The 26,553-nt window shown below is 61.0% G+C and carries 27 protein-coding genes; 20 read left to right on the top strand and 7 right to left on the bottom strand.

From position 1 onward, the window contains the following. Positions 1-5: 5 nt before the first annotated feature. The gene (locus tag ACEN83_RS16790; RefSeq protein ID WP_095966995.1) at positions 6-620 is read left to right on the top strand and encodes a GNAT family N-acetyltransferase; all 615 of its coding nucleotides are present in this window, start codon (positions 6-8) and stop codon (positions 618-620) included. Here the strand turns inward: ACEN83_RS16790 and ACEN83_RS16785 are convergent. Both ACEN83_RS16785 and ACEN83_RS16780 read right to left on the bottom strand, forming a co-directional pair. Then, positions 586-1,479, bottom strand: a complete 894-nt coding sequence (locus ACEN83_RS16785) for a LysR substrate-binding domain-containing protein (protein WP_495577786.1) — start codon at positions 1,477-1,479, stop codon at positions 586-588. The two genes, ACEN83_RS16790 and ACEN83_RS16785, sit on opposite strands and share 35 nt — an antisense overlap. 88 nt (positions 1,480-1,567) lie before the next feature. Then, complete coding sequence (locus ACEN83_RS16780) at positions 1,568-1,795, bottom strand: hypothetical protein (protein ID WP_007979133.1); 228 nt, start codon at positions 1,793-1,795, stop codon at positions 1,568-1,570. 175 nt (positions 1,796-1,970) lie between these two features. Here ACEN83_RS16780 and ACEN83_RS16775 point away from each other — a divergent pair, with 175 nt between their 5' ends. Next, complete coding sequence (locus ACEN83_RS16775; protein ID WP_458374518.1) at positions 1,971-2,531, top strand: NADPH-dependent FMN reductase; 561 nt, start codon at positions 1,971-1,973, stop codon at positions 2,529-2,531. Positions 2,532-2,548: 17 nt separating this feature from the next. Here the strand turns inward: ACEN83_RS16775 and ACEN83_RS16770 are convergent, their stop codons facing one another. After that, entirely contained in the window at positions 2,549-3,214 is a 666-nt protein-coding gene (locus tag ACEN83_RS16770) for a TetR/AcrR family transcriptional regulator (RefSeq protein WP_495577785.1), read from the bottom strand. Positions 3,215-3,268: 54 nt separating this feature from the next. Here ACEN83_RS16770 and ACEN83_RS16765 point away from each other — a divergent pair, with 54 nt between their 5' ends. Continuing rightward, positions 3,269-4,372 carry a DUF2855 family protein gene (locus tag ACEN83_RS16765; RefSeq protein WP_495577784.1) on the top strand — a complete coding sequence of 368 codons (1,104 nt, stop codon included), beginning with the start codon at positions 3,269-3,271 and terminating at the stop codon, positions 4,370-4,372. Positions 4,373-4,545: 173 nt separating this feature from the next. Here the strand turns inward: ACEN83_RS16765 and ACEN83_RS16760 are convergent, their stop codons facing one another. Further along, on the bottom strand, positions 4,546-5,496 hold the full coding sequence (locus ACEN83_RS16760) for a DUF1853 family protein (protein ID WP_495577783.1): 951 nt from the start codon (positions 5,494-5,496) through the stop codon (positions 4,546-4,548). A 117-nt stretch (positions 5,497-5,613) separates the two neighbouring features. Here ACEN83_RS16760 and ACEN83_RS16755 point away from each other — a divergent pair, with 117 nt between their 5' ends. The 6 genes from ACEN83_RS16755 to pepN are packed head-to-tail and all read left to right on the top strand — an operon-like array spanning position 5,614 to position 12,130. After that, a complete protein-coding gene (locus ACEN83_RS16755; RefSeq protein ID WP_007979142.1) occupies positions 5,614-6,504 on the top strand; it encodes an NAD(+) kinase in 891 nt (296 codons plus the stop codon). After that, on the top strand, positions 6,501-7,475 hold the full coding sequence (locus tag ACEN83_RS16750) for a metallophosphoesterase (RefSeq protein WP_495580885.1): 975 nt from the start codon (positions 6,501-6,503) through the stop codon (positions 7,473-7,475). The genes ACEN83_RS16755 and ACEN83_RS16750 overlap by 4 nt, the downstream gene beginning before the upstream one ends. Continuing rightward, the gene (locus ACEN83_RS16745; protein WP_495577782.1) at positions 7,472-8,341 is read left to right on the top strand and encodes a rhomboid family intramembrane serine protease; all 870 of its coding nucleotides are present in this window, start codon (positions 7,472-7,474) and stop codon (positions 8,339-8,341) included. The genes ACEN83_RS16750 and ACEN83_RS16745 overlap by 4 nt, the downstream gene beginning before the upstream one ends. 33 nt (positions 8,342-8,374) lie before the next feature. Further along, the gene (locus ACEN83_RS16740) at positions 8,375-8,635 is read left to right on the top strand and encodes a YeaC family protein (protein ID WP_495577781.1); all 261 of its coding nucleotides are present in this window, start codon (positions 8,375-8,377) and stop codon (positions 8,633-8,635) included. Continuing rightward, on the top strand, positions 8,632-9,462 hold the full coding sequence (locus ACEN83_RS16735; RefSeq protein ID WP_218484458.1) for a DUF2797 domain-containing protein: 831 nt from the start codon (positions 8,632-8,634) through the stop codon (positions 9,460-9,462). Before ACEN83_RS16740 ends, ACEN83_RS16735 begins: the two co-directional genes overlap by 4 nt. Positions 9,463-9,472: 10 nt before the next feature. Then, positions 9,473-12,130, top strand: coding sequence for an aminopeptidase N (pepN, locus tag ACEN83_RS16730; protein WP_495577780.1), 2,658 nt, complete (start codon positions 9,473-9,475; stop codon positions 12,128-12,130). 308 nt (positions 12,131-12,438) lie between these two features. Here pepN and ACEN83_RS16725 read toward each other — a convergent pair whose 3' ends face one another. Next, entirely contained in the window at positions 12,439-12,885 is a 447-nt protein-coding gene (locus ACEN83_RS16725; RefSeq protein ID WP_495577779.1) for a hypothetical protein, read from the bottom strand. Between the two features lie 244 nt (positions 12,886-13,129). On the opposite strand from ACEN83_RS16725, the gene ACEN83_RS16720 reads away from it, so the two are divergent. Next, positions 13,130-14,182, top strand: coding sequence for a WD40/YVTN/BNR-like repeat-containing protein (locus ACEN83_RS16720; protein ID WP_495577778.1), 1,053 nt, complete (start codon positions 13,130-13,132; stop codon positions 14,180-14,182). Positions 14,183-14,210: 28 nt separating this feature from the next. Beyond that, positions 14,211-16,595 carry an efflux RND transporter permease subunit gene (locus ACEN83_RS16715; protein ID WP_007979964.1) on the top strand — a complete coding sequence of 795 codons (2,385 nt, stop codon included), beginning with the start codon at positions 14,211-14,213 and terminating at the stop codon, positions 16,593-16,595. A 139-nt stretch (positions 16,596-16,734) separates the two neighbouring features. Here ACEN83_RS16715 and ACEN83_RS16710 read toward each other — a convergent pair whose 3' ends face one another. Both ACEN83_RS16710 and ACEN83_RS16705 read right to left on the bottom strand, forming a co-directional pair. Then, positions 16,735-17,454 carry a FadR/GntR family transcriptional regulator gene (locus ACEN83_RS16710; RefSeq protein ID WP_165824740.1) on the bottom strand — a complete coding sequence of 240 codons (720 nt, stop codon included), beginning with the start codon at positions 17,452-17,454 and terminating at the stop codon, positions 16,735-16,737. Between the two features lie 185 nt (positions 17,455-17,639). After that, entirely contained in the window at positions 17,640-19,376 is a 1,737-nt protein-coding gene (locus tag ACEN83_RS16705; RefSeq protein ID WP_007979961.1) for an IlvD/Edd family dehydratase, read from the bottom strand. A gap of 194 nt (positions 19,377-19,570) precedes the next feature. Here ACEN83_RS16705 and ACEN83_RS16700 point away from each other — a divergent pair, with 194 nt between their 5' ends. From ACEN83_RS16700 to ACEN83_RS16660, 9 genes are all read left to right on the top strand, one after another. Further along, positions 19,571-20,893: an MFS transporter gene (locus ACEN83_RS16700; protein ID WP_495577777.1), complete on the top strand. Its 1,323-nt coding sequence runs from the start codon at positions 19,571-19,573 to the stop codon at positions 20,891-20,893. Between the two features lie 159 nt (positions 20,894-21,052). Next, positions 21,053-22,045, top strand: a complete 993-nt coding sequence (gene araD1, locus ACEN83_RS16695; RefSeq protein WP_495577776.1) for an AraD1 family protein — start codon at positions 21,053-21,055, stop codon at positions 22,043-22,045. 10 nt (positions 22,046-22,055) lie between these two features. Further along, positions 22,056-23,636: an aldehyde dehydrogenase (NADP(+)) gene (locus ACEN83_RS16690; RefSeq protein ID WP_495577775.1), complete on the top strand. Its 1,581-nt coding sequence runs from the start codon at positions 22,056-22,058 to the stop codon at positions 23,634-23,636. A 142-nt stretch (positions 23,637-23,778) separates the two neighbouring features. Continuing rightward, a complete protein-coding gene (locus ACEN83_RS16685; protein WP_495577774.1) occupies positions 23,779-24,117 on the top strand; it encodes a DUF5629 family protein in 339 nt (112 codons plus the stop codon). Beyond that, complete coding sequence (locus tag ACEN83_RS16680; RefSeq protein WP_495580884.1) at positions 24,110-25,279, top strand: lactonase family protein; 1,170 nt, start codon at positions 24,110-24,112, stop codon at positions 25,277-25,279. The genes ACEN83_RS16685 and ACEN83_RS16680 overlap by 8 nt, the downstream gene beginning before the upstream one ends. Before the next feature lie 156 nt (positions 25,280-25,435). Next, positions 25,436-25,615 carry a hypothetical protein gene (locus ACEN83_RS16675; protein WP_007979950.1) on the top strand — a complete coding sequence of 60 codons (180 nt, stop codon included), beginning with the start codon at positions 25,436-25,438 and terminating at the stop codon, positions 25,613-25,615. A gap of 199 nt (positions 25,616-25,814) precedes the next feature. After that, positions 25,815-25,940: a hypothetical protein gene (locus tag ACEN83_RS16670; RefSeq protein ID WP_256356799.1), complete on the top strand. Its 126-nt coding sequence runs from the start codon at positions 25,815-25,817 to the stop codon at positions 25,938-25,940. Positions 25,941-26,055: 115 nt separating this feature from the next. Beyond that, complete coding sequence (locus ACEN83_RS16665) at positions 26,056-26,268, top strand: hypothetical protein (RefSeq protein ID WP_007979947.1); 213 nt, start codon at positions 26,056-26,058, stop codon at positions 26,266-26,268. Beyond that, complete coding sequence (locus tag ACEN83_RS16660) at positions 26,265-26,522, top strand: hypothetical protein (protein WP_007979945.1); 258 nt, start codon at positions 26,265-26,267, stop codon at positions 26,520-26,522. Before ACEN83_RS16665 ends, ACEN83_RS16660 begins: the two co-directional genes overlap by 4 nt. Positions 26,523-26,553 lie beyond the last annotated feature (31 nt).

Genomic DNA, 26,553 nt, shown 5'->3' with positions numbered 1-26,553 from the left:
CCAGTATGCAGCCGGTTATAAATCCGAATTATCCAGGGTTGTCGGTACGGGTTGCCGATGAAGGTTTTGCCGCCTACATCTGGGGCAGTGATTTCAGTTTTGAAGTCGCAGCTTATGGTGCGGCCGAAATCGGCAAACCGGTCGCGCAGTGGCCGGTGACGCCGATCACGCCTTACCGCAAGTGCTACGGCATCGATCCGGAGGAGTTCAGCAGCTTTCGCGATGCCGCCGACAGCGCGATTTTCATGGCCTATCTGGATGACCAGCCCGTGGGACACCTGGTGGTCAGCACCAACTGGAACGGCTTTGCCCATATCGACGAGTTGGCGGTGCATGCGCCAGCCCGGCGGCACGGCGTGGCCAAGGCCCTGCTGGATGTGGCGCAGTTCTGGAGCCGCAAGAAGAAACTTCCGGGCATCATGCTCGAAACCCAGAATAACAACCTGGGGGCCTGCCGGCTCTATGAACGCTGCGGTTACATGATCGGCGGGATCGACCACCTGCGCTATCGCGGCATCGATCCGAACACCGCCGAAGTGGCGCTGTTCTGGTATCGAATATTTGAAAACCCGCTGGAAAACCCGCTCAGTTCGTCAGCATCGCCGCGGCTTGTTCCGTGACAATGGCCAACAGGGCCTGAACCGCCGGAGACGCTTCGGTGTTTTTCAGGGACAGGGCGTAGAGGCTGACCGGGATGGCGGGTGCCAGCGGGCAGCTGTCCAGTCCCGAGGCTTTGGCGCCGAGGGCGGTGAAGGGGTCGACGATGGCCAGGCCTTCACCGGCCTCGACCATGCTGCGCATCATCTGGTGCGTCTGCACCCGGGTCTGAATCACCGGGGCAGGGCGCAAGCCGTGCAGTTTGTTTTCCAGCGCCGGGCTCAGCGGGTCGTGCCCCTCCAGGCCGATCATCGATTGACCGGCCAGGTCCTGCAGTGAAATGTATTTCTGTTTGGGTTGCAGCCAGCCATGGGGGGCGAGCAACTGAAGTTTGCCCTGGGCAATCACCTGGCAATCGAGGTCGGCGTGATCGGGGTCGTGCAGGCTCAGGCCCAGATCGCTTTCACGCAGCAGCAGGCTTCGGACGATGTCGCGGGTCGGCTGGCTCAGCAGTGTGCAAGGCGCGTCGGGCAGGCGTCGGCGCAGGGCCGCGATGCTGTGAGGCAACAATTGGTTGGCCAGGGGCGGGGTGCAGATGATGCGCAGCGGCGGCGCCAGGTATTGCCTGAGGCTGTTGGCCAGACGCTGCACCGGTTCGAGCGCGTCGTAGACCCGGGCAATTTCCACCTGCAATTGCTGCGCTTCGCGGGTGGCCTGCAATCGTCCGCGAACGCTGGCGAACAGCATGAACCCCAACTGATCCTCGGCGTCGCGCAGCAAGCGCTCGACTTCGGCCACTGGCAACTGCAGCCATTCGGCGGCGGTGCCCAGGTGACCGGTCTGCAGGAGCGCCTGGATCACTTCGATATGGCGTAAGCGCATGCGTGAAGTCCATGTTCAGCAGGTGGAGGAGTCAGTGGCTGAATCCTACCCCAAGTCCGCGCATATGACTTCTGCTCATAACGACGGGTTATGAAGCGCTGACGGTTTGCGGTTCGCGGGTAATGGTCACGCCGGTTTGCACCAGCATGAATTCATTGTCGTCGACCTTGTTGACGCGGTCGCCAATGGCCAGCTTATAGGTAGTGACAGGCCCTGAACCGTCTACCGCCGGGGTGGATTCCTGGAACTCGTGCACCGAATAAATACGGCCTTCCGCGTCTCTTGCATGGAACTGACCGACGAGTACTGCTGCCATCTGCTTAGAACCTCTGGAGATAAATCACTCAATTTGCGGCTCTGTAGACCGTGCCTGGGTGAGGTAAGTTTTCCTACAGGAAAAAAATAGTCAGGGACGGCGTTTTCAGTCGCCCGCTGCTTGAATCGTCATCTATAACTACAAGCTCTTCATATCGGACAGTCGAGACATTCCCATGAGCAACGTCTATTCGGTCGCCGTCGTGGTCGGCAGCTTGAGAAAGGAATCGATCAACCGCAAGGTCGCACGGGCCCTGGCTGAACTGGCACCGGCCAATCTCAAGCTCAACATCGTCGAAATTGGCGACCTGCCGCTCTACAACGAAGACATCGATGGCGCTTCACCGCCGGCAGCCTACAGCACTTTCCGACAACAAGTGAGTTCATCCGACGCGGTGCTGTTCGTAACCCCGGAATACAACCGCTCGGTGCCGGCACCGTTGAAAAACGCGATTGACGTGGGGTCGCGTCCCTATGGGAAAAGTGCCTGGAACGGCAAACCAGGCGCGATTATCAGCGTTTCGCCGGGGGCCGTCGGCGGGTTTGGTGCCAACCACAACCTGCGTCAATCCATGGTTTTTCTTAATGTACCGCTGATGCAGCAACCGGAGGCCTATCTGGGGAACGCCGGTTCGGCGTTCGACGAGGCGGGCAAGCTGTCCGAGTCGGTCAAGCCTTTCCTGCAAAATTTCATCAATGCCTACGGGCAATGGGTCGAGCAGCACAAGAAAGTCTGATGTTCGTGTGGCGGCGCTCAGTCCTGCGACGCGCTGGCCAATCGGCTGCAAACCAGTGCTTCCATTTCCGACAGCCAGGCGGCGGTTTGTTCCGCCGCCGGTTGTGCCGTGATGCAGTAGCGACGTCCGCCCCAGGCCATGATGACCCAGGCTTCAATAGTCGGCGCTGACGGCTGCGCCGGTAAATCGCCGCAGGCCGCGAAGGCTTCCCGCCATTTTTGCGACAGTTCCTCGTACACCCTTCGGTGATGCTTGGGTTCGGCGATCTGATGCTCGATGAGCGACACGGCATGGTTGAACAGGGGTTGTCGGGGATCGTCAGGGTCGCAGGTCAGGCGCACCAGCAGCTTGATGCGCGTCAGCCAGTCGAGGTCGTTTGCCTGGATGACGTCTTGATCCATTTGCGCCAGCAGTACATCCAGGCGATGCCGGATGTAACCCGACAGCAGGGCTTTTTTGCTCGGGAAATAGTCATACAGCGTGCCAATCGCCACACCGGCTTCCAGTGCCACGTCCCGGGTGGTCAGACTTGACCAGCCGTTGCGCTGCCAAATCCGAACAAAAGCCTCGTAAATCGCCTCGACGGTGAAGATCGCCCGAGCCTGGCTGGGTCGTTTCAGCGGCTTGGCGCGGGAATTGAGGGTGGGCGAGCCGCCCCTGGTGTTTCCGAACCCACTCTTCATCGGCAGTCATTACCCTTGTGTGACCCGCCACCGTGTCGCAGCAGGAGACCGAACATGCAGGATTTCACCACGGTAACACGCCTGATTACCCGTAAAAATGCCCTGGACCAGAGCCGCATAGCGCAGGAGCGACGTAGCCTGGTTCCGGCAGCCGGCGAGGTGATCCTGAAGATTGATCGTTGCGCACTGACCACCAATAACATTACGTACGCGGCTTATGGCAATTCAATGAACTACTGGGGTTTCTTTCCCGCCGGCGAGGAGGGCTGGGGCCACATTCCGGCCTGGGGGTTCGCGGACGTCATTGCGTCGACCGTGACCGGCATCGAGGTGGGCGAGCGCTTCTACGGTTACTTTCCGCTGGCCAGCCACCTGTGGATGCGCCCGGAACGGGTTACCGAGCGTGGCTTCTATGATGGGGCCGCGCATCGCTTGGGGCTGACCTCGGCGTACAACCAATACACCCGTTGCAGCTGGGATCCTTACTACAACCCGGAAACCGAAAACCTGCAGATTCTGCTCAAGCCGCTGTTCCTGACCTCTTCAATGCTGGCGGACTTCCTCCAGGACAACCAGTTCTTTGGCGCAACCCGGCTGGTGTTTTCCAGTGCGTCGAGTAAAACCGCCTACGGCACGGCGGTCTGCCTGGAGAGTCATCCGCAACTGGAACGGATTGCCCTGACCTCGGCCGCCAACAAAGCTTTTGTCAAAACCCTCGGTTGTTACGAGCGGGTAGTGTCCTACGAAGAGCTGACGAGTCTTGGGAATGATCGTCCTGCGCTGTATGTGGATTTTTCGGGTGACCTCCCTTTGCGGGATCAGGTGCACCAGCACTGTGCCGGACAACTGGTCTACAGCTGCTTCGCCGGCTCTGCGCAAAGTACCGATGAGGCACGGTTGACGGCTATCGAAGGGCCACAACCGGTGTTCTTTTTTGCGCCGATCCAGATCCGCAAGCGCAATGCCGAATGGGGGCCGGAAGGGGTCAGCCAGCACATCGGCGAGGGGTTGCTGCGGTTTATTCGGCTGGTGACGGAAAGTGAAAGACCATTGCTGAAGGTCATTGAAAGCCGAGGTTATGAGGCAGCGCAAAGCGTCATTTCCCGCTTGTTTCATGGCCAGGTCCCACCTGTCGAGGGGCATGTGATTCGGTTGTAGGCGGGCAGTCTTCGTGCATCCTGGATAGACCGAGGTGACTTCTTCGCGAGCAAGCCCGCTCCCACATTTGATCCCGGTCGAATAGAGATTTTGTATCCGCTGAGAATCCCTGTGGGAGCGGGCTTGGTCCGGGCGGCGATCCGACGAAGGGGCCGGCTCAGGCAATGCAAAACTCAACCCTGTCCCGGCACATTCGGCCAAAGATCCGCCACCAGAAACAGGCGCTCGGCCTCTTCCCAGTCGCCATTGGCATTTTCCGTCAGTCGCACCAGCAGTTGCGCCGGCGCCAGCGGGTCCAGGTCATTGAGCCATGCCTGCATCTGTTCAGGGGTCCAGGTGTGCTCCGCCGAATAGTGCGCCGGTGCCAGCCAGGCATGGCGGGGCAAGGGTTGCCAGCGACCGGGCGCGCTCTGGGCAACCAACGCCGGCCAATCCTTTTGATGCAGCCAGCGACCGCGCAAATGCTGCGGATGGGCACCCGACGGCGGGGCGGCCTGTCCTGGCCAGGGGTAGAGCAAATAACCTCCCAGCCATAAATGGGCGCTGAAGGCCTGGATATCCAGCGCCGCCAGTACTTCACGGCTCTCGGGGCGTGCGGAAATCGGCAGTTGATGCTGGCTCAGGTGCGCCAGTTTGCGGTCGAGCCGATCGTGGCAGCCCGGGCCCAGCCACTGGGCGGTGTTGTGCCCGTCGCCCGATTGCGGGCCTAGGTAGAGCTTGATCGCCAGTTCCAGGTGATGCACACCGTCGTGGTCGCGCAGCAGCATGTCCAGCTCACCCAGGGTGTGCCCTTCGCGGCGGATCGGCATGTTGGCGGCAATCAGGTCAATGCCCGGCGCATGCTGCACGGCGAATTGCCAGAGGCGTTCGTAGTACAGGCCCAGGCGGCGGGTACGGGCCTGGGCCAGCCAGTGCAGCAAGCCATAACTGTCCCGGTCCAGCTGCCGCAGCCACAGCTCCAGCCGGTCCGGCGCCTGCACCCAATCGCTGCCGGCCAACGGGTGACGTTGCGGCCACGGGGTATCGTCCAGCATGGGCGGGGCGAGGATGACCCACGCCAGGTCACGCACTTCGGGATGGCGTAACTGATGGGGCAGGTGGAGCAGATCCGGAAATAGCATCATCTTGCGAGCATAGCCCGAAACCCGGGCACACCCTTGAAGCTGAAAGGATTTTGTCTCCGGGCGGCTTTCGCCCATAATCGTGGTTTTCGCCGCCACACAGATCCCCGCAGGAGCCCCATGGAGCAATTTCGCAATATCGGCATCATCGGTCGCCTGGGCAGTTCCCAGGTGCTGGATACCGTCCGCCGACTGAAACGGTTTCTGCTCGATCGTCACCTGCACGTGATCCTCGAAGACACCATCGCCGAAGTGCTGCCAGGGCACGGCCTGCAAACCTCGTCGCGCAAGATGCTCGGCGAAGTCTGCGACATGGTCATCGTGGTCGGTGGTGACGGCAGCCTGCTCGGCGCTGCCCGGGCGTTGGCCAAGCACAATATTCCGGTGCTCGGCATCAACCGGGGCAGCCTGGGTTTCCTGACCGACATCCGTCCCGACGAGCTGGAAGCCAAGGTCGCCGAAGTGCTGGACGGCCACTATCTGGTGGAAAACCGCTTCCTGTTGCAGGCCGAAGTCCGCCGCCACGGTGAGGCCATCGGCCAGGGCGATGCCCTGAACGACGTCGTGCTGCACCCCGGCAAATCCACGCGAATGATCGAATTCGAGCTGTACATCGACGGCCAGTTCGTCTGCAGCCAGAAGGCCGACGGCCTGATCGTCGCCACGCCGACCGGCTCCACCGCCTACGCGTTGTCTGCCGGCGGGCCGATCATGCACCCCAAGCTCGACGCTATTGTTATTGTGCCGATGTACCCCCATACCTTGTCGGGCAGACCGATCGTGGTCGATGGCAACAGTGAGCTGAAAATCGTCGTGTCCAAGGATATGCAGATTTACCCGCAAGTCTCGTGCGACGGGCAGAACCACTTCACCTGCGCGCCCGGCGACACCATTACGGTCAGCAAAAAAGCCCAGAAACTGCGGCTGATTCACCCGCTTGACCACAACTACTACGAAGTCTGCCGGACCAAGCTCGGCTGGGGCAGCAAGCTGGGGGGTGGAGGCGACTGATGCTCGATCCCGCGCGTAGCTACGACCTGATCGGTGACGTGCACGGTTGCGCCCTGACCCTGGAGCACTTGCTCGACCGACTCGGTTATCACAAACAGGGTGGCGTCTGGCGGCATGCCTCGCGCATGGCGGTGTTCGTCGGCGATATCATTGACCGCGGCCCGCGGATTCGCGAGGCGCTGCACATCGTCCACGACATGGTCGCGGCTGGTCAGGCGCTGTGCATCATGGGCAACCATGAGTTCAATGCGCTGGGCTGGAGCACGCCGGCGCTGCCCGGCAGCGGCAAGCAGTTCGTGCGCGAGCACACGCCGCGCCATGCCCGCCTGCTGCACGAAACCCTGACCCAGTTCGAAGGCCATCCGGCTGACTGGCACGACTTCCAGCAATGGTTCTATGAGCTGCCGCTGTTCGTCGATGCCGGGCGTTTCCGCGTGGTCCACGCCTGTTGGGATGCCGGGCTGATCGAGCCGCTGCGGGCGTTGTTCCCCAACGGTTGTATCGACGAGCATTTTCTCCAGGCATCGGCGGAGTCGGGTTCGTTTGCCTGCACCGTGTTCGATCGCCTGCTGCGCGGCACCGACATGCGCTTGCCCCATGGCCTGACCATGACCAGCGGCGATGGGCTGGTGCGTTCGTTCTTCCGCACCAAGTTCTGGGAAGACGATCCGAAAACCTACGGCGACATCGTGTTCCAGCCGGACGCGTTGCCTGAACCCGTGGCGCGGACGCCGCTGACGTCCACTGAAAAGAACAGCTTGCTGCGCTATGGCATCGATGAGCCGTTGTTGTTCGTCGGCCATTACTGGCGCAGCGGCAAGCCGGCACCGATTCGCCCGAACCTGGCCTGCCTGGATTACAGCGCAGTGCTCTACGGCAAACTGGTTGCCTACCGACTGGATCAGGAAACCCGCCTCGATCCGGATAAATTCGTCTGGGTCGATGTCGAGCGGCCGGAGGTGCTGCAATGAGTGCTGTAGCGGTATTGCGTCTGCCCCTGGCAGTGGACTTGAGCGGGTTCGTCAACTTGCTCAAGCGCATGCAAGTGCCCCATCGGGTCAGCGAAGAAGCGGGCGAGCAAGTGCTGTGGGTGCCGGACAACATCAGTGAAGATGTGCGCGCACTGTACGAACGGTTTCCGGCGGGCGATCCCGACCAGCAACTGGACATTCCGGTGGCGCAGACCATCAAGCGTCCGGGCTTTGTCGAACAGTTGAAATACGCCAGGGCCACTGCATTGGTATTGCTGCTGAGCCTCATCGTCGGTGCGGTCACCTTGCTCGGTGACAACCTGGAAACGATGCGCTGGCTGACCTTCCTCGAATTTCGCGTAGTCGGCGAATACCTCCACTTCACACCGCTGGCCGACAGCCTGGCGGCGGGGCAGTGGTGGCGCCTGTTCACGCCGATGCTGATCCACTTCGGCATCCTGCACCTGGCGATGAACGGCATGTGGTACTGGGAGTTGGGGCGGCGCATCGAGTCGCGCCAGGGCAGCATCAACCTGATCGGCCTGACCCTGCTGTTCAGCCTGGTGTCGAACTACGCCCAGTACTCCTTCAGCGGCCCGACCTTGTTCGGTGGCCTGTCCGGCGTACTGTACGGCCTGCTCGGGCATTGCTGGATCTTCCAGCTGCTGGCGCCGAACCCGGCTTATCGCCTGCCGCGCGGCGTACTGGTGATGATGCTGGTGTGGTTGCTGCTGTGCCTGTCCGGGCTGGTCTCGATGATCGGCTTCGGCGAAATCGCCAACGCGGCCCACGTCAGCGGGTTACTCATCGGATGCTTCACCGGTTTGTTGGGCGGTTTGTATAACCGCCGTAAACTGGCCGCCTAATTCAAGAACATGCAATAAAGAGACGGAGACCCAATGTCCTCTTTTAACGAAATGATCCAGAACATCACCCCCGATATCTACGAGAGCCTGAAACTGGCGGTGGAAATCGGCAAATGGTCCGACGGTGGCAAACTCACCGCCGAACAACGCGAGCTGTCGCTGCAGGCGATGATCGCCTGGGAAATCCAGAACCTGCCCGAGGACCGGCGTACCGGCTACATGGGCCCGCAGGAATGCGCCTCGAAGTCGATCGAAGTGCCGAATATCCTGTTCAAGTCGGATGCCATCCATTGATCGAGATTGGCCGCGGTGCAATCAGCAAAATGTCGGCACGCCTTGACGGGCCGAACGTGCAATACGCTTTCCGTCTGGGCGAAACCGAGGTTCCGGTCAATCCGTTGATCGGCACCACGGTGCGCCTGGAATACCTGGGGGCGATCCACTGCACCCATTGCGGACGCAAGACCAAGACCAGCTTCAGCCAGGGTTACTGCTACCCGTGCATGACCAAGCTGGCCCAGTGCGATGTGTGCATCATGAGCCCGGAGCGTTGCCACTTCGACGCCGGTACCTGCCGAGAGCCGGAGTGGGGCGAGAAGTTCTGCATGACCGATCATGTGGTGTACCTGGCCAACTCGTCGGGGATCAAAGTCGGGATTACCCGTGCCACCCAGCTGCCGACCCGCTGGCTCGACCAGGGTGCGAGCCAGGCCTTGCCGATCGTGCGCGTATCGACCCGGCAGCAGTCGGGTTTCGTCGAGGATCTGTTTCGCAGCCAGGTGGCGGACAAGACCAACTGGCGTGCTTTACTCAAGGGCGATGCGGCGGCGGTGAACCTGGCCGAGGTTCGCGATCAACTGTTCGACAGCTGCGCCGAAGGCTTGCAAGGGTTGCAGGAACGTTTCGGCTTGCAGGCGATCCAGACGGTTACCGGCGTCGAACCGCTGGAGATCCGCTATCCGGTCGAGCAATACCCGGCGAAGATTGTCAGCTTCAACCTGGACAAGAACCCGATTGCCGAAGGCACGCTGATGGGGGTCAAGGGCCAATACCTGATCTTCGACACCGGCGTGATCAACATTCGTAAATACACGGCTTACCAGCTCGCCGTGCATCAGTAAGGACTCCAGCATGCGCACCGAACAACCGAAGATGATCTACCTCAAGGACTATCAGGCGCCCGAGTACCTGATCGACGAAACACACCTGACCTTCGAGTTGTACGAGGACCACAGCCTGGTCCATGCGCAACTGGTGATGCGCCGCAACCCCGAGCGTGGCCCGGGGCTGCCGCCGCTGGTGCTGGATGGTCAGCAGCTGGAACTGCTGTCGGTCACCCTGGCCGACCAGGAGCTTTCCGAGGCGCAGTATCAACTGACCGAGAATCACCTGACCCTGCAACCGACCAGCGCTACCTTCACGGTCGATACCAGCGTCAGGATCCACCCGGAATCCAACACCGCGCTGGAAGGCCTGTACAAGTCCGGCACGATGTTCTGCACCCAGTGCGAGGCCGAAGGCTTCCGCAAGATTACCTATTACCTCGACCGCCCGGACGTGATGAGCACCTTCACCACCACGGTGGTCGCCGAGCAGCACAGCTATCCGGTGCTGCTGTCCAACGGCAACCCGATCGCTTCCGGCCCCGGCGAAGACGGCCGGCACTGGGCGACCTGGGAAGATCCGTTCAAGAAACCGGCGTACCTGTTTGCGCTGGTGGCCGGTGACCTGTGGTGCGTCGAAGACAGCTTCACCACCCTGAGCGAGCGCAACGTGGCGCTGCGCATCTACGTCGAGCCGGAAAACATCGACAAGTGCCAGCACGCCATGAACAGCCTGAAGAAGTCCATGCGTTGGGACGAAGAGGTCTACGGTCGCGAGTACGACCTGGACATCTTCATGATCGTCGCCGTGAATGACTTCAACATGGGCGCCATGGAGAACAAGGGCCTCAACATCTTCAACTCCAGCGCCGTGCTGGCCAAGGCCGAAACCGCCACCGACGCCGCGCACCAGCGGGTCGAGGCGATTGTCGCCCACGAATACTTCCACAACTGGTCGGGCAACCGCGTGACCTGCCGCGACTGGTTCCAGCTGTCGCTCAAGGAAGGCTTCACCGTGTTCCGCGATGCCGGTTTCTCCTCGGACATGAACTCGGCCACGGTCAAGCGCATCCAGGACGTGGCGTACCTGCGTACCCACCAGTTCGCCGAAGACGCCGGCCCCATGGCTCACGCCGTGCGCCCGGACAGTTTCATCGAGATTTCCAACTTCTACACCCTGACCGTGTACGAAAAGGGCTCGGAAGTGGTCGGCATGATCCACACCTTGCTCGGCGCCGAAGGCTTCCGCAAAGGCAGCGACCTGTACTTCGAACGCCATGACGGCCAGGCCGTGACCTGCGATGACTTCATCAAGGCCATGGAAGATGCCAATGGCGTCGACCTGACCCAGTTCAAGCGCTGGTACAGCCAGGCCGGTACACCGCGTCTGGCGGTGAGCGAGTCCTTTGATGCGGCGGCGAAAACCTACAGCCTGACCTTCCGCCAGAGCTGCCCGGAAACCCCGGACAAGGTTGAAAAACTGCCGTTCGTGATCCCGGTCGAGCTGGGGCTGCTGGATGCCAAAGGGGCAGCGATTGCCCTGCGTCTGTCCGGTGAGGCCGCCGCGCAAGGCACTTCGCGGGTCATTTCCGTGACCGAAGCCGAGCAGACCTTCACCTTCGTCGATATCGCCGAACAACCGCTGCCGTCGTTGCTGCGTGGCTTTTCGGCGCCGGTGAAACTGAGCTTCCCGTACAACCGCGACCAGTTGATGTTCCTGATGCAGCACGACAGCGACGGTTTCAACCGCTGGGATGCCGGCCAGCAACTGTCGGTGCAGGTGCTGCAGGAACTGATCGCCCAGCAGCAGAAGGGCGAAGCGCTGGTGCTCGATCAGCGTCTGGTGTCGGCGCTGCGCACGGTGCTCTCGGATGAGTCGCTGGACCAGGCCATGGTCGCCGAAATGCTCTCGCTGCCGAGCGAAGCGTACCTGACCGAAATCAGCGAAGTGGCGGATGTCGAAGCGATTCACAGCGCCCGCGAATTTGCCCGCAAGCAACTGGCTGACGCGTTGTTCGAAGGCTTGTGGCTGCGTTACCAGGCCAACCGCGAACTTTCGAAGCAAACACCGTACGTGGCCGAGGCGGAACATTTTGCCCGCCGTGCCTTGCAGAACATCGCGCTGTCGTACCTGATGCTCAGCGGCAAGCCGGAGGTTCTGGCGGCGACGCTGGAGCAGTTCGAGGCGTGCGACAACATGACCGAGCGCCTGACTGCCCTCGCCGTATTGGTCAACTCGCCGTTCGAGGCCGAGAAGGCCAAGGCCCTGGCCAGTTTCGCCGAACACTTCAAGGACAACCCGCTGGTCATGGACCAGTGGTTCAGTGTCCAGGCCGGCAGCGTGTTGCCGGGTGGTCTGGAGCGGGTTCGTCAGTTGATGCAGCATCCTGCGTTCAACATCAAGAACCCGAACAAGGTGCGGGCACTGGTCGGTGCGTTTGCCGGGCAGAACCTGATCAACTTCCATGCGGCGGATGGTTCCGGGTATCGCTTCCTGGCGGATCTGGTGATTGAGTTGAACGGGTTTAACCCGCAGATTGCTTCTCGGCAGTTGGCGCCTTTGACGCGCTGGCGCAAGTACGACAGCGCTCGGCAGGCTTTGATGAAGGGCGAGCTGGAGCGGATTCGGGCTTCGGGGCAGTTGTCCAGTGATGTGTTTGAGGTGGTCAGCAAGAGTTTGGCGTGAGTCTGCTGTTGACCTTGGCGGCCTTCGGGCCGACCAGGTTCTTGGGTGATTGAGTACATATCCGTTTTTTGGGTAACGGCGGCTGGCGGTTTCGCCCTTACGGCGACTCCCTTTTTTACAAGCGCCTAAAAAAGGAAGCAAAAAACGCTCGCCCCGAACGTACGGCCCCTCGCTGAGGCTCGGGGTACCTTCGCTCCGGTATTCATCCGGGGGCATTGCCCTCCGGTCGGCTTCGCTTCGACCTACATGCAATGAGTTCGACTGCGTCGAACGGCGCTGCGCGCCCATCCCCGGATGAACACCTCCACTCAGCCTGCCGAGGGGGCGGGTGGATCAAGATCAAGAGCGGCAGGCGAGCTAACGCTCGGCCTGTAGGAGCTGCCGCAGGCTGCGATCTTTTGATCTTGATCTTCCGCTCTTTCGACATTGGCAAAAATCAAAATCAAAAGATCGCAGCCTGCGGCAGCTCCTACAGGGATTTTTGTCCGTCCACGATATTGGCGGTGTACCCGGTCAACGTAGGAGCTGCCGAAGGCTGCGATCTTTTGATCTTGATCTTCCGCCCTTTCGATATTGTCAAAAATCAAAATCAAAAGATTGCAGCCTGCGGCAGCTCCTGCGGGGATTTTTGTCCGTCCACGATATTGGCGGTGTACCCGGTCAATGTAGGAGCTGCCGCAGGCTGCGATCTTTTGATCTTCTTGCCCATGGATGGCGGCGGGCTCTGTAGGAGCGAGCTTGAACTGGTCAAGCAATCCCCCCCCATCACCCCACCTGATACCCAACCATTCAGACCAAGCCCCCATCCCCCTCGGTTAACAAAAGATAACGTGGCGTCGATTGTCAGACATTAAAAAACACCGATAGGATAGGCCAGCTTCCGAAGGGGCTCTGGATGGCGGGTTTCAGGACTATGCTCTGAAACAGCCGGTCCAGACACGCATCCTTGCGGCGCCCAGAAAGGTTGAACGACCTAACAATAATAATGGGAGAAGGTCTATGAGTGAGCCTGTCATGGGTGTGGGTATCTGCCGCCCGCCGGCACTGCGCAAATTAGCGTTGCTGGCTACAGCGCTCTCGCTGTTGGGCTCTGCCATGCTGTCGGCACCTGTGCTGGCGGCGGCGGCGCCAGCATCCGATGTTGTTTATTCCATTGAATCGGCCAAGGCTGCCAAAAGCCTGATGCTCGATGTCGTCCACGCCGGCAAGCGCCTGGTGGCGGTCGGGGATCGTGGGCACATCCTGTATTCCGATGACCAGGGCGCGACCTGGACCCAGGCCAAGGTTCCGACCCGGGCCCTGCTGACGTCGGTGTTTTTTGTCGATGACAAGCACGGCTGGGCCGTCGGCCATGACGCGCAGATCCTCGCCAGCGAGGACGGCGGCGCGACCTGGACCAAGCAATTCGAAGATCTGAATCGTGAATCGCCGCTGCTCGATGTCTGGTTCAAGGACGTCGACAGCGGCTTTGCCGTGGGCGCTTATGGCTCGCTGATGGAAACCACCGACGGTGGCAAGCATTGGGAAGACGCCAGCGACCGCCTGGACAACGAAGACCAGTACCACCTGAACGCGATCGCCGCGGTCAAGGATGCCGGGCTGTTCATCGTTGGCGAGCAGGGCAGCATGTTCCGCTCCGCTGATTGGGGCCAGACCTGGGAGAAGCTCGAAGGTCCGTACGAAGGTTCGCTGTTTGGCGTGATCGGCACGGCGCAGGCCAATACGCTGCTGGCCTACGGTCTGCGCGGCAACCTTTATCGCTCCACGGATTTCGGCAGCACCTGGGAGCAAGTCGAGCTCAAGGCTGAGCGCGGCGACCTGGAGTTCGGGCTGTCCGGCGGCACGCTGCTCGACGATGGTTCGATCGTGATCGTCGGCAACGGCGGTTCGGTGATTCGCAGCAGTGACAATGGCGAAACCTTCAAAGTGGTCAACCGTGCGGACCGTATTTCGGTCTCGGCAGTGGCGGCGGCAGGCAATGGCAATCTGGTTCTGGCCGGGCAGGGCGGCGTTCGCGTCACCTCGCCAAACGGTACCGAGTCGGGCAAATGAGCCGGGTTAATAATAAGAAGGCGGAGCTATGACTTCCTTGAGTACACATCACCAGGACAAGGCGACGTTCCTCGAGCGCCTGATCTTCAACAACCGTCCGGCAGTGATCACGATCTGCCTGCTGGTCAGTATTTTCCTGTTCTGGCAGGCGACGCTGATCCGTCCGTCCACCAGCTTCGAAAAAATGATCCCGCTGGAGCATCCCTTCATCCAGAAGATGATGGAGCACCGCAACGATCTGGCGAACCTGGGCAACACCGTGCGGATCTCGGTGGAAGCCACCGATGGCGACATCTTCTCCAAGGAATACATGGAGACCCTGCGTCAGATCAACGACGAGGTGTTCTACATTTCCGGTGTCGACCGTTCCGGTCTGAAGTCGCTGTGGAGCCCCAGCATTCGCTGGACCGAAGTGACGGAGGAGGGCTTCGCCGGCGGGGAAGTAATCCCGCAGAGCTACAACGGCTCCCAGGCCAGCCTCGATTTGCTGCGCAACAACGTGCTCAAGTCCGGTCAGGTCGGGCGCCTGGTGTCCAACGATTTCAAGTCGAGCATCGTCGATATTCCGTTGCTGGAGTCCTACCCGGACCCGCAGGACCAGGGCAAGCTGCTGGCGCTGGACTATCGCCAGTTCTCCCACGAGCTTGAAGACAAGATCCGCACCAAGTTCGAAGCCCAGAACCCGAATGTGAAGATCCACATCGTCGGTTTCGCCAAGAAGGTCGGTGACCTGATCGATGGCCTGGTGATGGTCGTGATGTTCTTCGGCATCGCCTTCGTCATCACCCTGATCCTCCTGCTGTGGTTCACCAACTGCCTGCGCAGTACCGTCGCCGTGTTGAGCACGACGCTGGTGGCCGTGGTCTGGCAACTGGGCCTGATGCACTTCTTCGGCTTCGGGCTCGACCCCTATTCGATGCTGGTGCCGTTCCTGATCTTCGCCATCGGCATTTCCCACGGCGTGCAGAAGATCAACGGGATCGCCCTGCAATCGAGCGAGGCGGACAATGCCTTGACGGCGGCGCGTCGCACCTTCCGTCAATTGTTCCTGCCGGGGATGATCGCGATCCTCGCCGATGCCGTGGGTTTCATCACGCTGCTGATCATCGATATCGGCGTGATCCGTGAGCTGGCCATCGGTGCATCCATCGGTGTGGCGGTGATCGTGTTCACCAACCTGATCCTGCTGCCGGTGGCGATTTCCTATGTCGGCATCAGCAAGCGTGCCGTGGCCCGCAGCAAGAAAGACGCCACCCGCGAACATCCGTTCTGGCGCCTGCTGGCGAATTTCGCCAGCGCCAAAGTCGCACCGGTTTCCATTCTGCTGGCGCTGATCGCCTTCGGCGGCGGCCTGTGGTACAGCCAGAACCTGAAAATCGGCGACCTCGACCAGGGTGCCCCGGAGCTGCGTCCGGACTCGCGCTACAACAAGGACAACAACTTCATCATCAACAACTACTCCACCAGTTCCGACGTGCTGGTGGTGATGGTCAAGACCAAGTCCGAAGGTTGCTCGCGCTATGAAGCCATGGCGCCGATCGACGAGCTGATGTGGAAGATGCAGAACACCGAGGGCGTGCAGTCGGCGATTTCCCTGGTGACCGTGTCCAAGCAAATGATCAAGGGCATGAACGAAGGCAACCTGAAATGGGAAACCCTGTCGCGTAACCCTGATGTGCTGAACAACTCCATTGCCCGCGCCGACGGCCTGTACAACAACAGCTGCTCCCTGGCGCCGGTGCTGGTGTTCCTCAACGATCACAAGGCCGAGACCCTGGATCGTGCGGTGCATGCGGTGCAGGAGTTCGCCAAGGAAAACAACAAGGAAGGCCTGGAGTTCATCCTCGCTGCCGGTAACGCCGGGATCGAGGCGGCCACCAACGAGGTGATCAAGAAGTCCGAGCTGACCATCCTGATCCTGGTGTACATCTGCGTGGCGGTCATGTGCATGATCACCTTCCGCTCGTGGGCGGCGACCTTGTGCATCGTGCTGCCGCTGGTGCTGACCTCGGTACTCGGCAACGCCCTGATGGCCTTCATGGGCATCGGCGTGAAAGTGGCGACCCTGCCGGTCGTGGCGCTCGGGGTGGGGATTGGCGTGGACTACGGCATCTACATCTACAGCCGCCTGGAAAGCTTCCTGCGTGCCGGCCTGCCGCTGCAAGAGGCGTACTACCAGACGCTGAAGTCCACCGGCAAGGCCGTGCTGTTCACCGGTCTGTGCCTGGCGATCGGCGTGTGCACCTGGATCTTCTCGGCCATCAAGTTCCAGGCCGACATGGGCCTGATGCTAACCTTCATGCTGCTGTGGAACATGTTCGGTGCGCTGTGGCTGTTGCCGGCACTGGCGCGGTTCCTGATCAAGCCGGAGAAACTGGCGGGGCAGAAGGGCAACTCGTTGTTTGCTCACTGATCCATGTTGAAATGAAAAAGCCGCAATCTTGGTTGCGGCTTTTTTGTGTGCGTGAAGATCAAAAGATCGCAGCCTTCGGCAGCTCCTACAGGTGTACACCATTCCCCTGTAGGAGCTGCCGAAGCTGCGATCTTTTGATTTACGAAGGATCGGCGCCAAGCACCACATTCAACGCACTGCGCGCATCATCCAGCTGCACCAGCGTCGCATGCCGTGCGCCCAGAGCATCACGGTTTTCGATTGCGGTAAGAATCGCCTTGTGCCGGGGCAGCGCCAGTTCATGCAGGTTCGGTCGCTGGTTCGAATGCTTCAAGGCTTCGGCGATGGCCACCGAGAGCATGTTGCACAGGTTGGCCAGCAAGTCGTTGTGGGTGGCGTCGGCGATGCGGCTGTGGAAGTCCAGGTCGGGCTGCAACAGCGCCTCCGGTGTCGGCGCGGCTTCCATGCGCTGATAGGCCTCACCGATGGACGCGATGTCCGCCTCGGTAGCGAATTGCGCGGCGAGGGCGGCAGCGGCCGGTTCGATGATGCTGCGCACACTGGTCAGCAGGTCGAAAAACTGGTTTTGCGGACTGCTCTGCATCAGCCAGTGCAGCACGTCCGGATCGAGCATGTGCCAGTCCTTGCGCGGCTTGACCACAGTCCCGACGCGCGGGCGGGAATACACCAGGCCCTTGGCAACCAATACTCGGGTGGCTTCGCGCAGCACCGGTCGGCTGACCGCATATTCTTCGCACAACAGCGCTTCGGCGGGCAGTTTGTCGTCCGGCAGGAAGCGTCCCGAGACGATCTGCATGCCCAGTTCCTGGACGATGCGCGAGTGCATGCTTTTGCGGTCGGAGGGTTTGCGGTAATCCATGGGGAACGGCGCGGTCCTGTGCGAATAGGTGTCGCGCATGATAGCAGGCGCGGCACAATCTTGAGGCGGGCGTAGATCAAATGTGGGAGCGGGCTTGCTCGCGAAAGCGGTGGGTCAGACAACATATGCGTAGGCTGACACTGCGCTTTCGCGAGCAAGCCCGCTCCCACAGGGGACGGAGGTGATCAGTGGGAGTGACGCGGCACTTCAGCCCCACGGCAACCGACCAGGAAGTCGAAGTCGCAACCCTGGTCCGCTTGCAGCACATGGTCGATGTACAGCTGACGATACCCACCGACAATCAGGTTCTGCGGCGGTTGCAGGTCGGCCATGCGCGCAGCCAGTTCTGCATCCGGAATATCCAGGTGCAAACGGCCGCTGGCGCAATCGAGTTCGATCCAGTCGCCTTCCTTCACTGCGGCCAACGGCCCACCAGCCGCCGCTTCCGGCGCCACGTGCAGCACCACGGTGCCGTACGCGGTGCCGCTCATGCGCGCATCGGAAATACGCACCATGTCGGTTACACCCTGGGCCAGCAGCTTGGCTGGCAAACCCATGTTGCCCACTTCGGCCATGCCCGGATAACCCTTCGGCCCGCAGTTCTTCATCACCAGGATCGAGTTGGCATCCACGTCCAGTTCCGGGTCGTTGATCCGCGCCTTGTACATGTCGAAGTTCTCGAACACCACCGCACGTCCGCGATGCTGCATCAGTGCCGGCGTGGCGGCGGACGGCTTGAGCACGGCGCCCAGCGGTGCCAGGTTGCCGCGCAAGACACAGATGCCGCCATCGGCGCGGATCGGGTTGTCGAGGGTGCGGATCACTTCGTCCTCGCCATAGATCGGCGCGTCTTTGGTGTTCTCGCCGATGGATTTGCCGTTGACGGTCAGGGCATTCGGGTTCGGGATCAGGTTGGCTTCGCCGAGGCGACGAAGCACTGCCGGCAAGCCACCGGCGTAATAGAACTCTTCCATCAGGAAGCGTCCCGACGGTTGCAGGTCGACGATGGTCGGCATGCCGCGACCGATGCGGGTCCAGTCGTCGAGGTCCAGCTCCACGCCAATGCGCCCGGCGATGGCTTTGAGGTGGATCACCGCGTTGGTCGAACCACCGATGGCGGCGTTGACGCGAATGGCGTTTTCGAAGGCTTCCCTGGTGAGGATCTTCGACAGTTTCAGGTCTTCGCGCACCATCTCCACGGCACGCATGCCGGACATGTGCGCCAACACATAACGGCGCGCATCCACGGCCGGGATCGCGGCGTTGTGGGGCAGGGAAGTGCCCAGTGCTTCGGCCATGCAGGCCATGGTCGAGGCCGTGCCCATGGTGTTGCAGGTGCCGGCCGAGCGGGACATGCCGCCCTCGGCCGCGAGGAAGTCGTCGATGCTGATGGTGCCGGCCTTGACCTGTTCGCTGAGCTGCCAGACCACGGTGCCGGAGCCGATGTCCTTGCCCTTGTGCTTGCCATTGAGCATCGGCCCGCCGGTGACAACGATGGCCGGCACGTCGCAACTGGCGGCGCCCATCAGCAGTGCCGGGGTGGTTTTGTCGCATCCGGTCAGCAGCACCACGCCATCGATCGGGTTGCCGCGTATGGCTTCTTCGACATCCATGCTCGCCAGGTTACGGGTGAGCATGGCGGTAGGACGCAGGTTGGATTCGCCGTTGGAGAACACCGGGAACTCCACCGGGAAGCCACCGGCCTCGATCACGCCGCGTTTGACGTGCTCGGCAATCTGGCGGAAATGCGCGTTGCACGGAGTCAGTTCCGACCAGGTGTTGCAGATGCCGATGATCGGCTTGCCATGGAACTGGTGGTCGGCGATGCCCTGATTCTTCATCCAGCTGCGGTACATGAAGCCGTTCTTGTCGGCCGTGCCAAACCATTGGGCCGAGCGCAGGGTGGGTTTCTTATCAGACATGATCGGTTCTCTTATTGTATGACTATATTGTTCGAACTGAGGCGTAACATAAGCTCAAATTGCGATGTTTGGAAGTGTTGTTGAGTAAATAGTATTACTATATAGTCCGCTCAAACGGAGGGATGGCCCTGGCGAATTTTTCGCGAGAGGCGTCCCCCGAGGTTCCATAACAACAACAATCGGAGACCGATCTCATGAGCCAGGAACTGCGGCTTATCCGTCGCATCACGCTGAAACTGATTCCCTTCCTGATCCTGCTGTACCTGATCGCCTACGTGGACCGCTCCGCAGTGGGCTTCGCCAAACTGCACATGGGCGCCGACATCGGTCTGGGCGATGCGGCCTACGGACTTGGCGCGGGGCTGTTCTTCATCGGCTACTTCCTGCTGGAAATCCCCAGCAACCTGATGCTCGACCGCTTTGGCGCGAGGCGCTGGTTCGCGCGGATCATGCTCACCTGGGGCGCCATCACCATCGGCATGGCCTTCGTCCAGGGGCCGAACAGCTTCTATGTGATGCGCTTTTTGCTTGGCGCCGCCGAGGCCGGATTCTTCCCGGGCGTCCTGTACTACATCACCCAATGGTTCCCGGTGCGTCATCGCGGCAAGATCCTCGGGCTGTTCATCCTCTCGCAACCCATTGCGATGATGATCACCGGCCCCGTGTCCGGCGGCCTGCTGGGTATGGACGGCGTGCTCGGGCTGCACGGCTGGCAGTGGCTGTTCATTGTCATTGGCACCCCGGCGATCCTGCTGACCTGGCCTGTGCTGCGCTGGTTGCCGGACGGCCCGCAGCAAGTGAAGTGGATGGACCAGGCGGAAAAAGACTGGCTGAGCGGCGAGCTGAAAAAGGACCTGGACGCGTACGGCCAGACCCGACACGGCAATCCGCTGCACGCCCTCAAGGACAAGCGCGTTCTGCTGCTGGCGCTGTTCTACCTGCCGGTGACCCTGAGCATCTATGGCCTCGGCTTATGGTTGCCGACCCTGATCAAGCAGTTCGGCGGCAGCGACCTGGTGACGGGTTTCGTTTCCGCGGTGCCGTACATCTTCGGCATCGTCGGTCTGTTGATCATTCCGCGCAGTTCCGACCGCCTGAATGACCGCTACGGCCACCTCGCCGTGCTGTACGTGCTGGGTGCGATCGGTCTGTTTCTCAGCGCCTGGCTGTCGGTGCCGGTGCTGCAACTGGCGGCGCTGTGTCTGGTGGCGTTCGCGTTGTTCTCCTGCACGGCGGTGTTCTGGACGTTGCCGGGCCGCTTCTTTGCCGGCGCCAGTGCGGCGGCGGGGATCGCATTGATCAACTCGGTGGGCAACCTCGGCGGCTACCTCGGCCCATTCGTGATCGGCGCACTCAAGGAATACACCGGCAACCTGGCTTCGGGCCTGTATTTCCTGTCGTGCGTGATGGTGTTCGGGCTGGTGTTGACCGGTGTGGTGTATCGCTTGCTGGAACGCAAGCACGTGTTGCCGGCCGATGAGTTTGCCGCCAGCGCGCGTAGGGCCACCCGTACCTGATTTTGAGAGTTCACACCGACCAAATGTGGGAGCGGGCTTGCTCGCGAAAGCGGAGTGTCAGTCACTGGTGATGTCGGGTATGACGGCCTCTTCGCGAGCAAGCCCGCTCCCACATTGGTTCTGCGGTGATTTGAAGTTTTGTTTTACAGGAGAAAACTCATGCATTTGGTTCAATTCGAATTGAGTAACGGCGAACGCCGTGTCGGCGTGGTCGACAACGGCCTGGTCCGTGAAGTGCAGGGCGCGCGCACTGTTCGCGACCTGGCACTGGCGGCGATCGAGGTGGGCGCGAGCCTTGAGCAACAGGTGCAGAGCCTGGGGCTGGGCATCAGCCATGACTATGCCGAATTGCAGACGCAACAACGCATCCTGCCGCCGCTGGACCATCCGGACCCGGCGCACATGCTGGTCAGTGGTACGGGCCTGACCCATCTGGGCAGCGCGTCGGCCCGGGACAAGATGCACCAGCAAAGCGGCGACGAAACCGCGATGACCGACACCATGCGCATATTCAAATGGGGCGTGGAGGGCGGCAAGCCGGCGGCGGATCAAGCCGGTGTGCAACCGGAATGGTTCTACAAAGGCGATGGCAGCATCGTCGTCAGGCCGGGCCAGCCGTTTCCATTGCCGCCATTTGCCGAAGATGCCGGTGAAGAACCGGAGATCGCCGGCCTGTACGTGATCGGTCACGACGGCAAGCCGTATCGCCTGGGTTTTGCCGTGGGCAACGAGTTCTCCGACCACGTCATGGAGCGCAAGAACTACCTGTACCTGGCCCATTCGAAATTGCGTAGCTGCAGTTATGGTCCGGAACTGCGGGTCGGTGAATTGCCACAGCATCTGGCGGGCACCAGCCGCATCCTGCGCAACGGCGAAGTGCTGTGGCAGAACGAGTTCCTCAGTGGCGAGGCGAACATGTGCCACAGCCTCGCCAACCTGGAATTCCATCATTTCAAGTACAGCCAGTTCCTGCGCCCGGGGGATGTGCACGTTCACTTCTTCGGCACCGCGACCCTGTCCTTTGCCGACGGCATTCGCACCCGACCGGGTGACGTGTTCGAGATCACCCAGGCCGAGTTCGGCGCACCATTGATCAACGGCATCGCCCCGGTCCAGGCGGCTTTCGAACCCGGCACTGTCGGCACACTTTGAGGATTTGCCCATGATCGGGATTATTGGTCACAACTACATCGGCGGCCAACGCAGCGCCGCCGGCAGCATCAAGTTGCAGAGTGTCGATGCGTCGACGGGGGAGGCCTTGCCCCACGATTTTTTTCAGGCGACACCGCAGGAGGTCGATGCGGCGGCCACCGCAGCAGCGGCCGCCTATCCGGCCTATCGCAGCCTGAGTGCGGAGCGACGGGCGCAGTTTCTCGATGCCATCGCCGATGAACTGGACGCCCTCGGTGACGACTTTGTCGCTGTCGTCTGCCGTGAAACGGCGTTGCCCGCAGGCCGGATTCAAGGCGAGCGTGGGCGTACCAGCGGGCAGATGCGCCTGTTCGCCAAAGTGTTGCGTCGCGGTGATTTCTACGGCGCGCGAATCGACCGGGCATTGCCGGAGCGTCAGCCGTTGCCGCGTCCGGACCTGCGTCAGTACCGCATCGGCCTGGGACCTGTGGCGGTGTTTGGCGCCAGCAACTTTCCGCTGGCGTTCTCCACCGCTGGCGGCGATACCGCCTCGGCGCTGGCCGCCGGGTGCCCGGTGGTGTTCAAGGCCCATAGCGGCCACATGGCCACGGCCGAGCAGGTGGCAGATGCGATCATTCGCGCTGCGCAAAAAACGGGTATGCCGGCCGGGGTGTTCAACATGATCTACGGCGGCGGTGTCGGCGAGGCGCTGGTCAAGCATCCGGCCATCCGGGCCGTGGGGTTCACCGGTTCGCTCAAGGGTGGTCGAGCCCTGTGCGACATGGCCGCGGCACGTGCGCAACCGATTCCGGTGTTCGCCGAGATGTCGAGCATCAACCCGGTGATTGTCTTGCCCCAGGCATTGCAGGCGCGGGCCGACACGGTTGCCCGGGACCTCACGGCCTCGGTGGTGCAGGGCTGCGGGCAGTTCTGCACTAATCCGGGTCTGGTGATCGGCATTCGCTCGGCGTCGTTCAGTGCCTTTGTGCAGCAAGTGGCCGGGCTGATGGGCGACCAACCGGCGCAAACCATGCTCAATGCCGGCACCCTGGGCAGCTACGGTCAAGGCTTGCAAAAACTGCTGGCGCATCCGGGGATTGAGCACCTGGCCGGCGATCCGCAGCAGGGCAATCAGGCTCAGCCGCAGCTATTCAAGGCCGATGCGCGCCTGCTGATCGATGGCGATGAAGTCCTGCAAGAGGAAGTGTTCGGGCCGACCACCGTGGTGGTCGAGGTCGCGGATCAGGCGCAACTGACGGCGGCCCTGAACGGCCTGCACGGCCAATTGACCGCCACCGTCATTGGTGAGCCGCAAGACCTCGAGCAGTTCGCCGGGCTGACGGCATTGCTGGAGCAGAAGGTCGGGCGAATCCTGGTCAATGGCTATCCGACTGGCGTGGAAGTCTGCGACTCGATGGTCCACGGCGGACCTTACCCGGCAACCTCCGATGCGCGCGGTACTTCGGTGGGCACACTGGCCATCGATCGTTTCCTGCGCCCGGTGTGTTTCCAGAACTACCCGGACAGCTTGCTGCCGGACGCGCTGAAGAACGGCAATCCGCTGCGCATCCAGCGACTGGTGGATGGCCAACCATCGCGCGACGCCCTCTAGCGGCTGACCACAATCCCTGTGGGAGCGGGCTTGCTCGCGAAGGCGGAGTGTCAGTCGACAGAGATGTTGAATGTTACCCCCCCATTCGCGAGCAAGCCCGCTCCCACAGGTTGATCATTCCAACCAAGGGAATTGGGGTGCGATGAGCTATCATTGCGTCTTTCTCATTCAAAGACTGATTGCCATGACTGCCCCAACCGACACCCTGCTCAATGCCCTCGAACACTGCGGAATGGTGGAAATCGACGGGCTGCATGCCTTCGAATTCGCCCTCGACGAGTTCGACAACCTGCACATTGAATGCATGGATGGCCGTGCGGCCAAACACTGGGAGTTCACCCCGGCGCAGGTTCAGTCCGCGACCTTCGACACCTCGCTGCAAAGCTGGTTGATCACCGGTGACTCGGGCGAACACCGTTTGGTGTGCCTGGGCGATATCGTCAGCGGTGACAACGAAGATGATGACCAGGATGATGCGTAACCTCTGGCCACTGTTGATGGCCGGCAGCATCGGCGCGATGGGCGTCCAGGCCGCATCCGCCGAGGACGATCAACTGCTGGTGGGCTCCTACACCGCCGGTCAAAGCCAGGGGATCTATCGCCTGGCTTTCGACAGCACCACCGGGCAGATCAACGCCACGCCCTTGCAAGTGGTCAAGAGCGAAAATCCATCGTGGTTGACCCTCTCGAAAGACCAGCGCCACCTGTTCGTGGTCAACGAAAACGGTCCGGGCCAGGCTGATCCGGTCGGGCGCGTCAGCAGTTACGCGATCGATCCCAAGACCCATGCGCTAAACCTGATCAGCCAGGTGCAAAGCCTGGGCAACGAGCCGACCCATTCCAGTCTCAGCGTCGATGGCAGCCATTTGTTTGTCAGCAATTATTCGGTGGCCGAAGACCCCGGCGGCACCCTCGCGGTGGTGCCGGTGGCGGCCGATGGCCAACTCAAACCGGTGGTGCAGATGAGCAGCCACCCGGCGAGCCGAGTCAATCCAGAACGCCAGGCCTCGGCCCACGTGCATTCGACCATCCCGTCGCCGGACGGCAAATACCTGTTCTCCAACGACCTGGGCGCCGACAAGGTGTTTGCCTACCGCTTCGACCCCAAGGCCAATCCGCAGCTGCCATTGACCCCGGCCAACCCGGCATTCGTGCAACTGCCGCCCGGTAGCGGGCCGCGTCATTTGCTGTTCAGCGCCGATGGCAAACATGCCTGGCTGACCATGGAAATGAGCGCTCAGGTGGCGGTGTTCGATTACCACGACGGCACGCTCGAGCAGACGCAGATGGTCGACCTGGCTGCCGGGCAACCCGTCTCGGACAAGGCGGCCGCGGCGCTGCATGCCTCGGCCGATGGCAAGTTCCTCTACGTCAGCAACCGTGGTACGGCCAATCAACTGCTGGTGTTTGCCATTGATCCGCTAACCGGGCGCCTTACCGAGCTGCAACGCCGGGCGGTAGAAGGCGATCATCCGCGGGAGTTCAGCCTCGACCCGAGCGGCAAATTCCTGTTGATCGCCAACCAGAAGAGCAACCAGATTGTCGTCGTCGAACGCGACGCCAAGAGCGGTCTGTTGGGTAAAACCGTGCAAAAACTGCCGATGGACGCCCCGAGCGACCTGAAGTTTCTGCCGCGTCAATAAGCCGCAGGCCCCGGTTGATGGGGCCTGCCTGCTTTTATCAATGACGCTGATATCTGGTACTGCTACAAAGCATTTCAAGGCATGAACCCTCGAGGGTTAAGTTTGCTTCACGGCCCCACCGGGCAAGCAAGCCAACTGAATCCGAGGAATACCGCCATGAACTTCAACATCTTCTCTGTCATCGCCGCTTCCGCCATTTCTGCCACCGTTGCGCTGCCAGCCAGTGCCAACGTTGAAATCAGCGACAAAAAAGCCCACACCCAGAGCTACACCCAGAAATACCTGCAACAGAGCGCCAACTTCTACGCCGCGCTGGATCACAAGACCCAAGCCTGAACTTCCCCCCCCTGCCTTTATGCAGGAGCGAAGTCACTGATGATCGACAGCTGTTGAAAACGATCAGAGTGATGTCGCTCCTGCATAACGCATTTGCGACAGCATCAGTTTGCTATCAATGTCGCGCTTGATATCACATGGCCATCCGTTTAAATTGACGCTGATTTTTTGACTCCTCCTCACGGCAAGGATCGGCAGCATGGTGACGCGTCTGGCATTGGTTCTTCTGTTTCTCTATTCCACCCCTATTTTGTCGGCATCCGACGCTGTTTCCGGTGAACCGGAAGCTGCGCGCGAGCGCTTGATGAGTTTTATTGAAGACTGAAATAGTCTGGCTTGATGATCAACGAAGCTGATGATCACTATGGATAACCCTGAGTGGTGACCCAGGCTGTTTTGATCGATTCTGTGGGCATTGAAACATGCCTGCGGAGAACATCATGGCCAGCGCAATTCTCACTTCTGCCAAACACGGCGCTTATGTAGCGATCGGCCTGTACCTTGCCATGGTGCTGTTGGTCAGCCTGTCAGCCCAGTCACAATCCAGCTTCGAAGCACCGATCCAGGTCGCTCATCCCGGCATCCAGTTTGACCACCGTGCGCAAAACGCCAGCGTTGATCAGGCTGAACTCGCAGGAGTCGCCGGCGCATGAAAGGGCACAGACTCTGGGTCATCGCCTTCCTGGCGTTCATGACCAACGGATCCTCCCTGCTGGGGATCGGACAGGGCTCGGCGGGTTCAGTGGCGCGTGCCATCGAAGCCAATCACAACATTGCCCGCAATATCGAAAACGCCAACGCGCAGGGCATGCTGGCCGGCAATCCGCCGATCAGGAATGAAGGCGTGGTTTTCGGGCCGTTCCAGGTCGATTGCTCGGCGATCGGGATGTGTGGGGTGTTGGCTTGAACCTGCTGGTCACTGAATCCTTTGTGGCTGC

This window comes from Pseudomonas sp. Pseusp49 (genome assembly GCF_059491875.1).
The sequence above is the reverse complement of the archived record's forward strand: the minus strand, read 5'-3'. Positions and strand labels throughout refer to the sequence as shown.

Coding starts and splice junctions, on each gene's coding strand:
- ACEN83_RS16790 (WP_095966995.1), top strand. CDS start 6: ATGCAGCCGGTTATAAATCCGAATTATCCAGGGTTGTCGGTACGGGTT.
- ACEN83_RS16785 (WP_495577786.1), bottom strand. CDS start 1,479: ATGCGCTTACGCCATATCGAAGTGATCCAGGCGCTCCTGCAGACCGGT.
- ACEN83_RS16780 (WP_007979133.1), bottom strand. CDS start 1,795: ATGGCAGCAGTACTCGTCGGTCAGTTCCATGCAAGAGACGCGGAAGGC.
- ACEN83_RS16775 (WP_458374518.1), top strand. CDS start 1,971: ATGAGCAACGTCTATTCGGTCGCCGTCGTGGTCGGCAGCTTGAGAAAG.
- ACEN83_RS16770 (WP_495577785.1), bottom strand. CDS start 3,214: ATGAAGAGTGGGTTCGGAAACACCAGGGGCGGCTCGCCCACCCTCAAT.
- ACEN83_RS16765 (WP_495577784.1), top strand. CDS start 3,269: ATGCAGGATTTCACCACGGTAACACGCCTGATTACCCGTAAAAATGCC.
- ACEN83_RS16760 (WP_495577783.1), bottom strand. CDS start 5,496: ATGATGCTATTTCCGGATCTGCTCCACCTGCCCCATCAGTTACGCCAT.
- ACEN83_RS16755 (WP_007979142.1), top strand. CDS start 5,614: ATGGAGCAATTTCGCAATATCGGCATCATCGGTCGCCTGGGCAGTTCC.
- ACEN83_RS16745 (WP_495577782.1), top strand. CDS start 7,472: ATGAGTGCTGTAGCGGTATTGCGTCTGCCCCTGGCAGTGGACTTGAGC.
- ACEN83_RS16740 (WP_495577781.1), top strand. CDS start 8,375: ATGTCCTCTTTTAACGAAATGATCCAGAACATCACCCCCGATATCTAC.
- pepN (WP_495577780.1), top strand. CDS start 9,473: ATGCGCACCGAACAACCGAAGATGATCTACCTCAAGGACTATCAGGCG.
- ACEN83_RS16720 (WP_495577778.1), top strand. CDS start 13,130: ATGAGTGAGCCTGTCATGGGTGTGGGTATCTGCCGCCCGCCGGCACTG.
- ACEN83_RS16715 (WP_007979964.1), top strand. CDS start 14,211: ATGACTTCCTTGAGTACACATCACCAGGACAAGGCGACGTTCCTCGAG.
- ACEN83_RS16710 (WP_165824740.1), bottom strand. CDS start 17,454: ATGGATTACCGCAAACCCTCCGACCGCAAAAGCATGCACTCGCGCATC.
- ACEN83_RS16705 (WP_007979961.1), bottom strand. CDS start 19,376: ATGTCTGATAAGAAACCCACCCTGCGCTCGGCCCAATGGTTTGGCACG.
- ACEN83_RS16700 (WP_495577777.1), top strand. CDS start 19,571: ATGAGCCAGGAACTGCGGCTTATCCGTCGCATCACGCTGAAACTGATT.
- araD1 (WP_495577776.1), top strand. CDS start 21,053: ATGCATTTGGTTCAATTCGAATTGAGTAACGGCGAACGCCGTGTCGGC.
- ACEN83_RS16690 (WP_495577775.1), top strand. CDS start 22,056: ATGATCGGGATTATTGGTCACAACTACATCGGCGGCCAACGCAGCGCC.
- ACEN83_RS16685 (WP_495577774.1), top strand. CDS start 23,779: ATGAGCTATCATTGCGTCTTTCTCATTCAAAGACTGATTGCCATGACT.
- ACEN83_RS16680 (WP_495580884.1), top strand. CDS start 24,110: ATGCGTAACCTCTGGCCACTGTTGATGGCCGGCAGCATCGGCGCGATG.
- ACEN83_RS16675 (WP_007979950.1), top strand. CDS start 25,436: ATGAACTTCAACATCTTCTCTGTCATCGCCGCTTCCGCCATTTCTGCC.
- ACEN83_RS16670 (WP_256356799.1), top strand. CDS start 25,815: ATGGTGACGCGTCTGGCATTGGTTCTTCTGTTTCTCTATTCCACCCCT.
- ACEN83_RS16665 (WP_007979947.1), top strand. CDS start 26,056: ATGGCCAGCGCAATTCTCACTTCTGCCAAACACGGCGCTTATGTAGCG.
- ACEN83_RS16660 (WP_007979945.1), top strand. CDS start 26,265: ATGAAAGGGCACAGACTCTGGGTCATCGCCTTCCTGGCGTTCATGACC.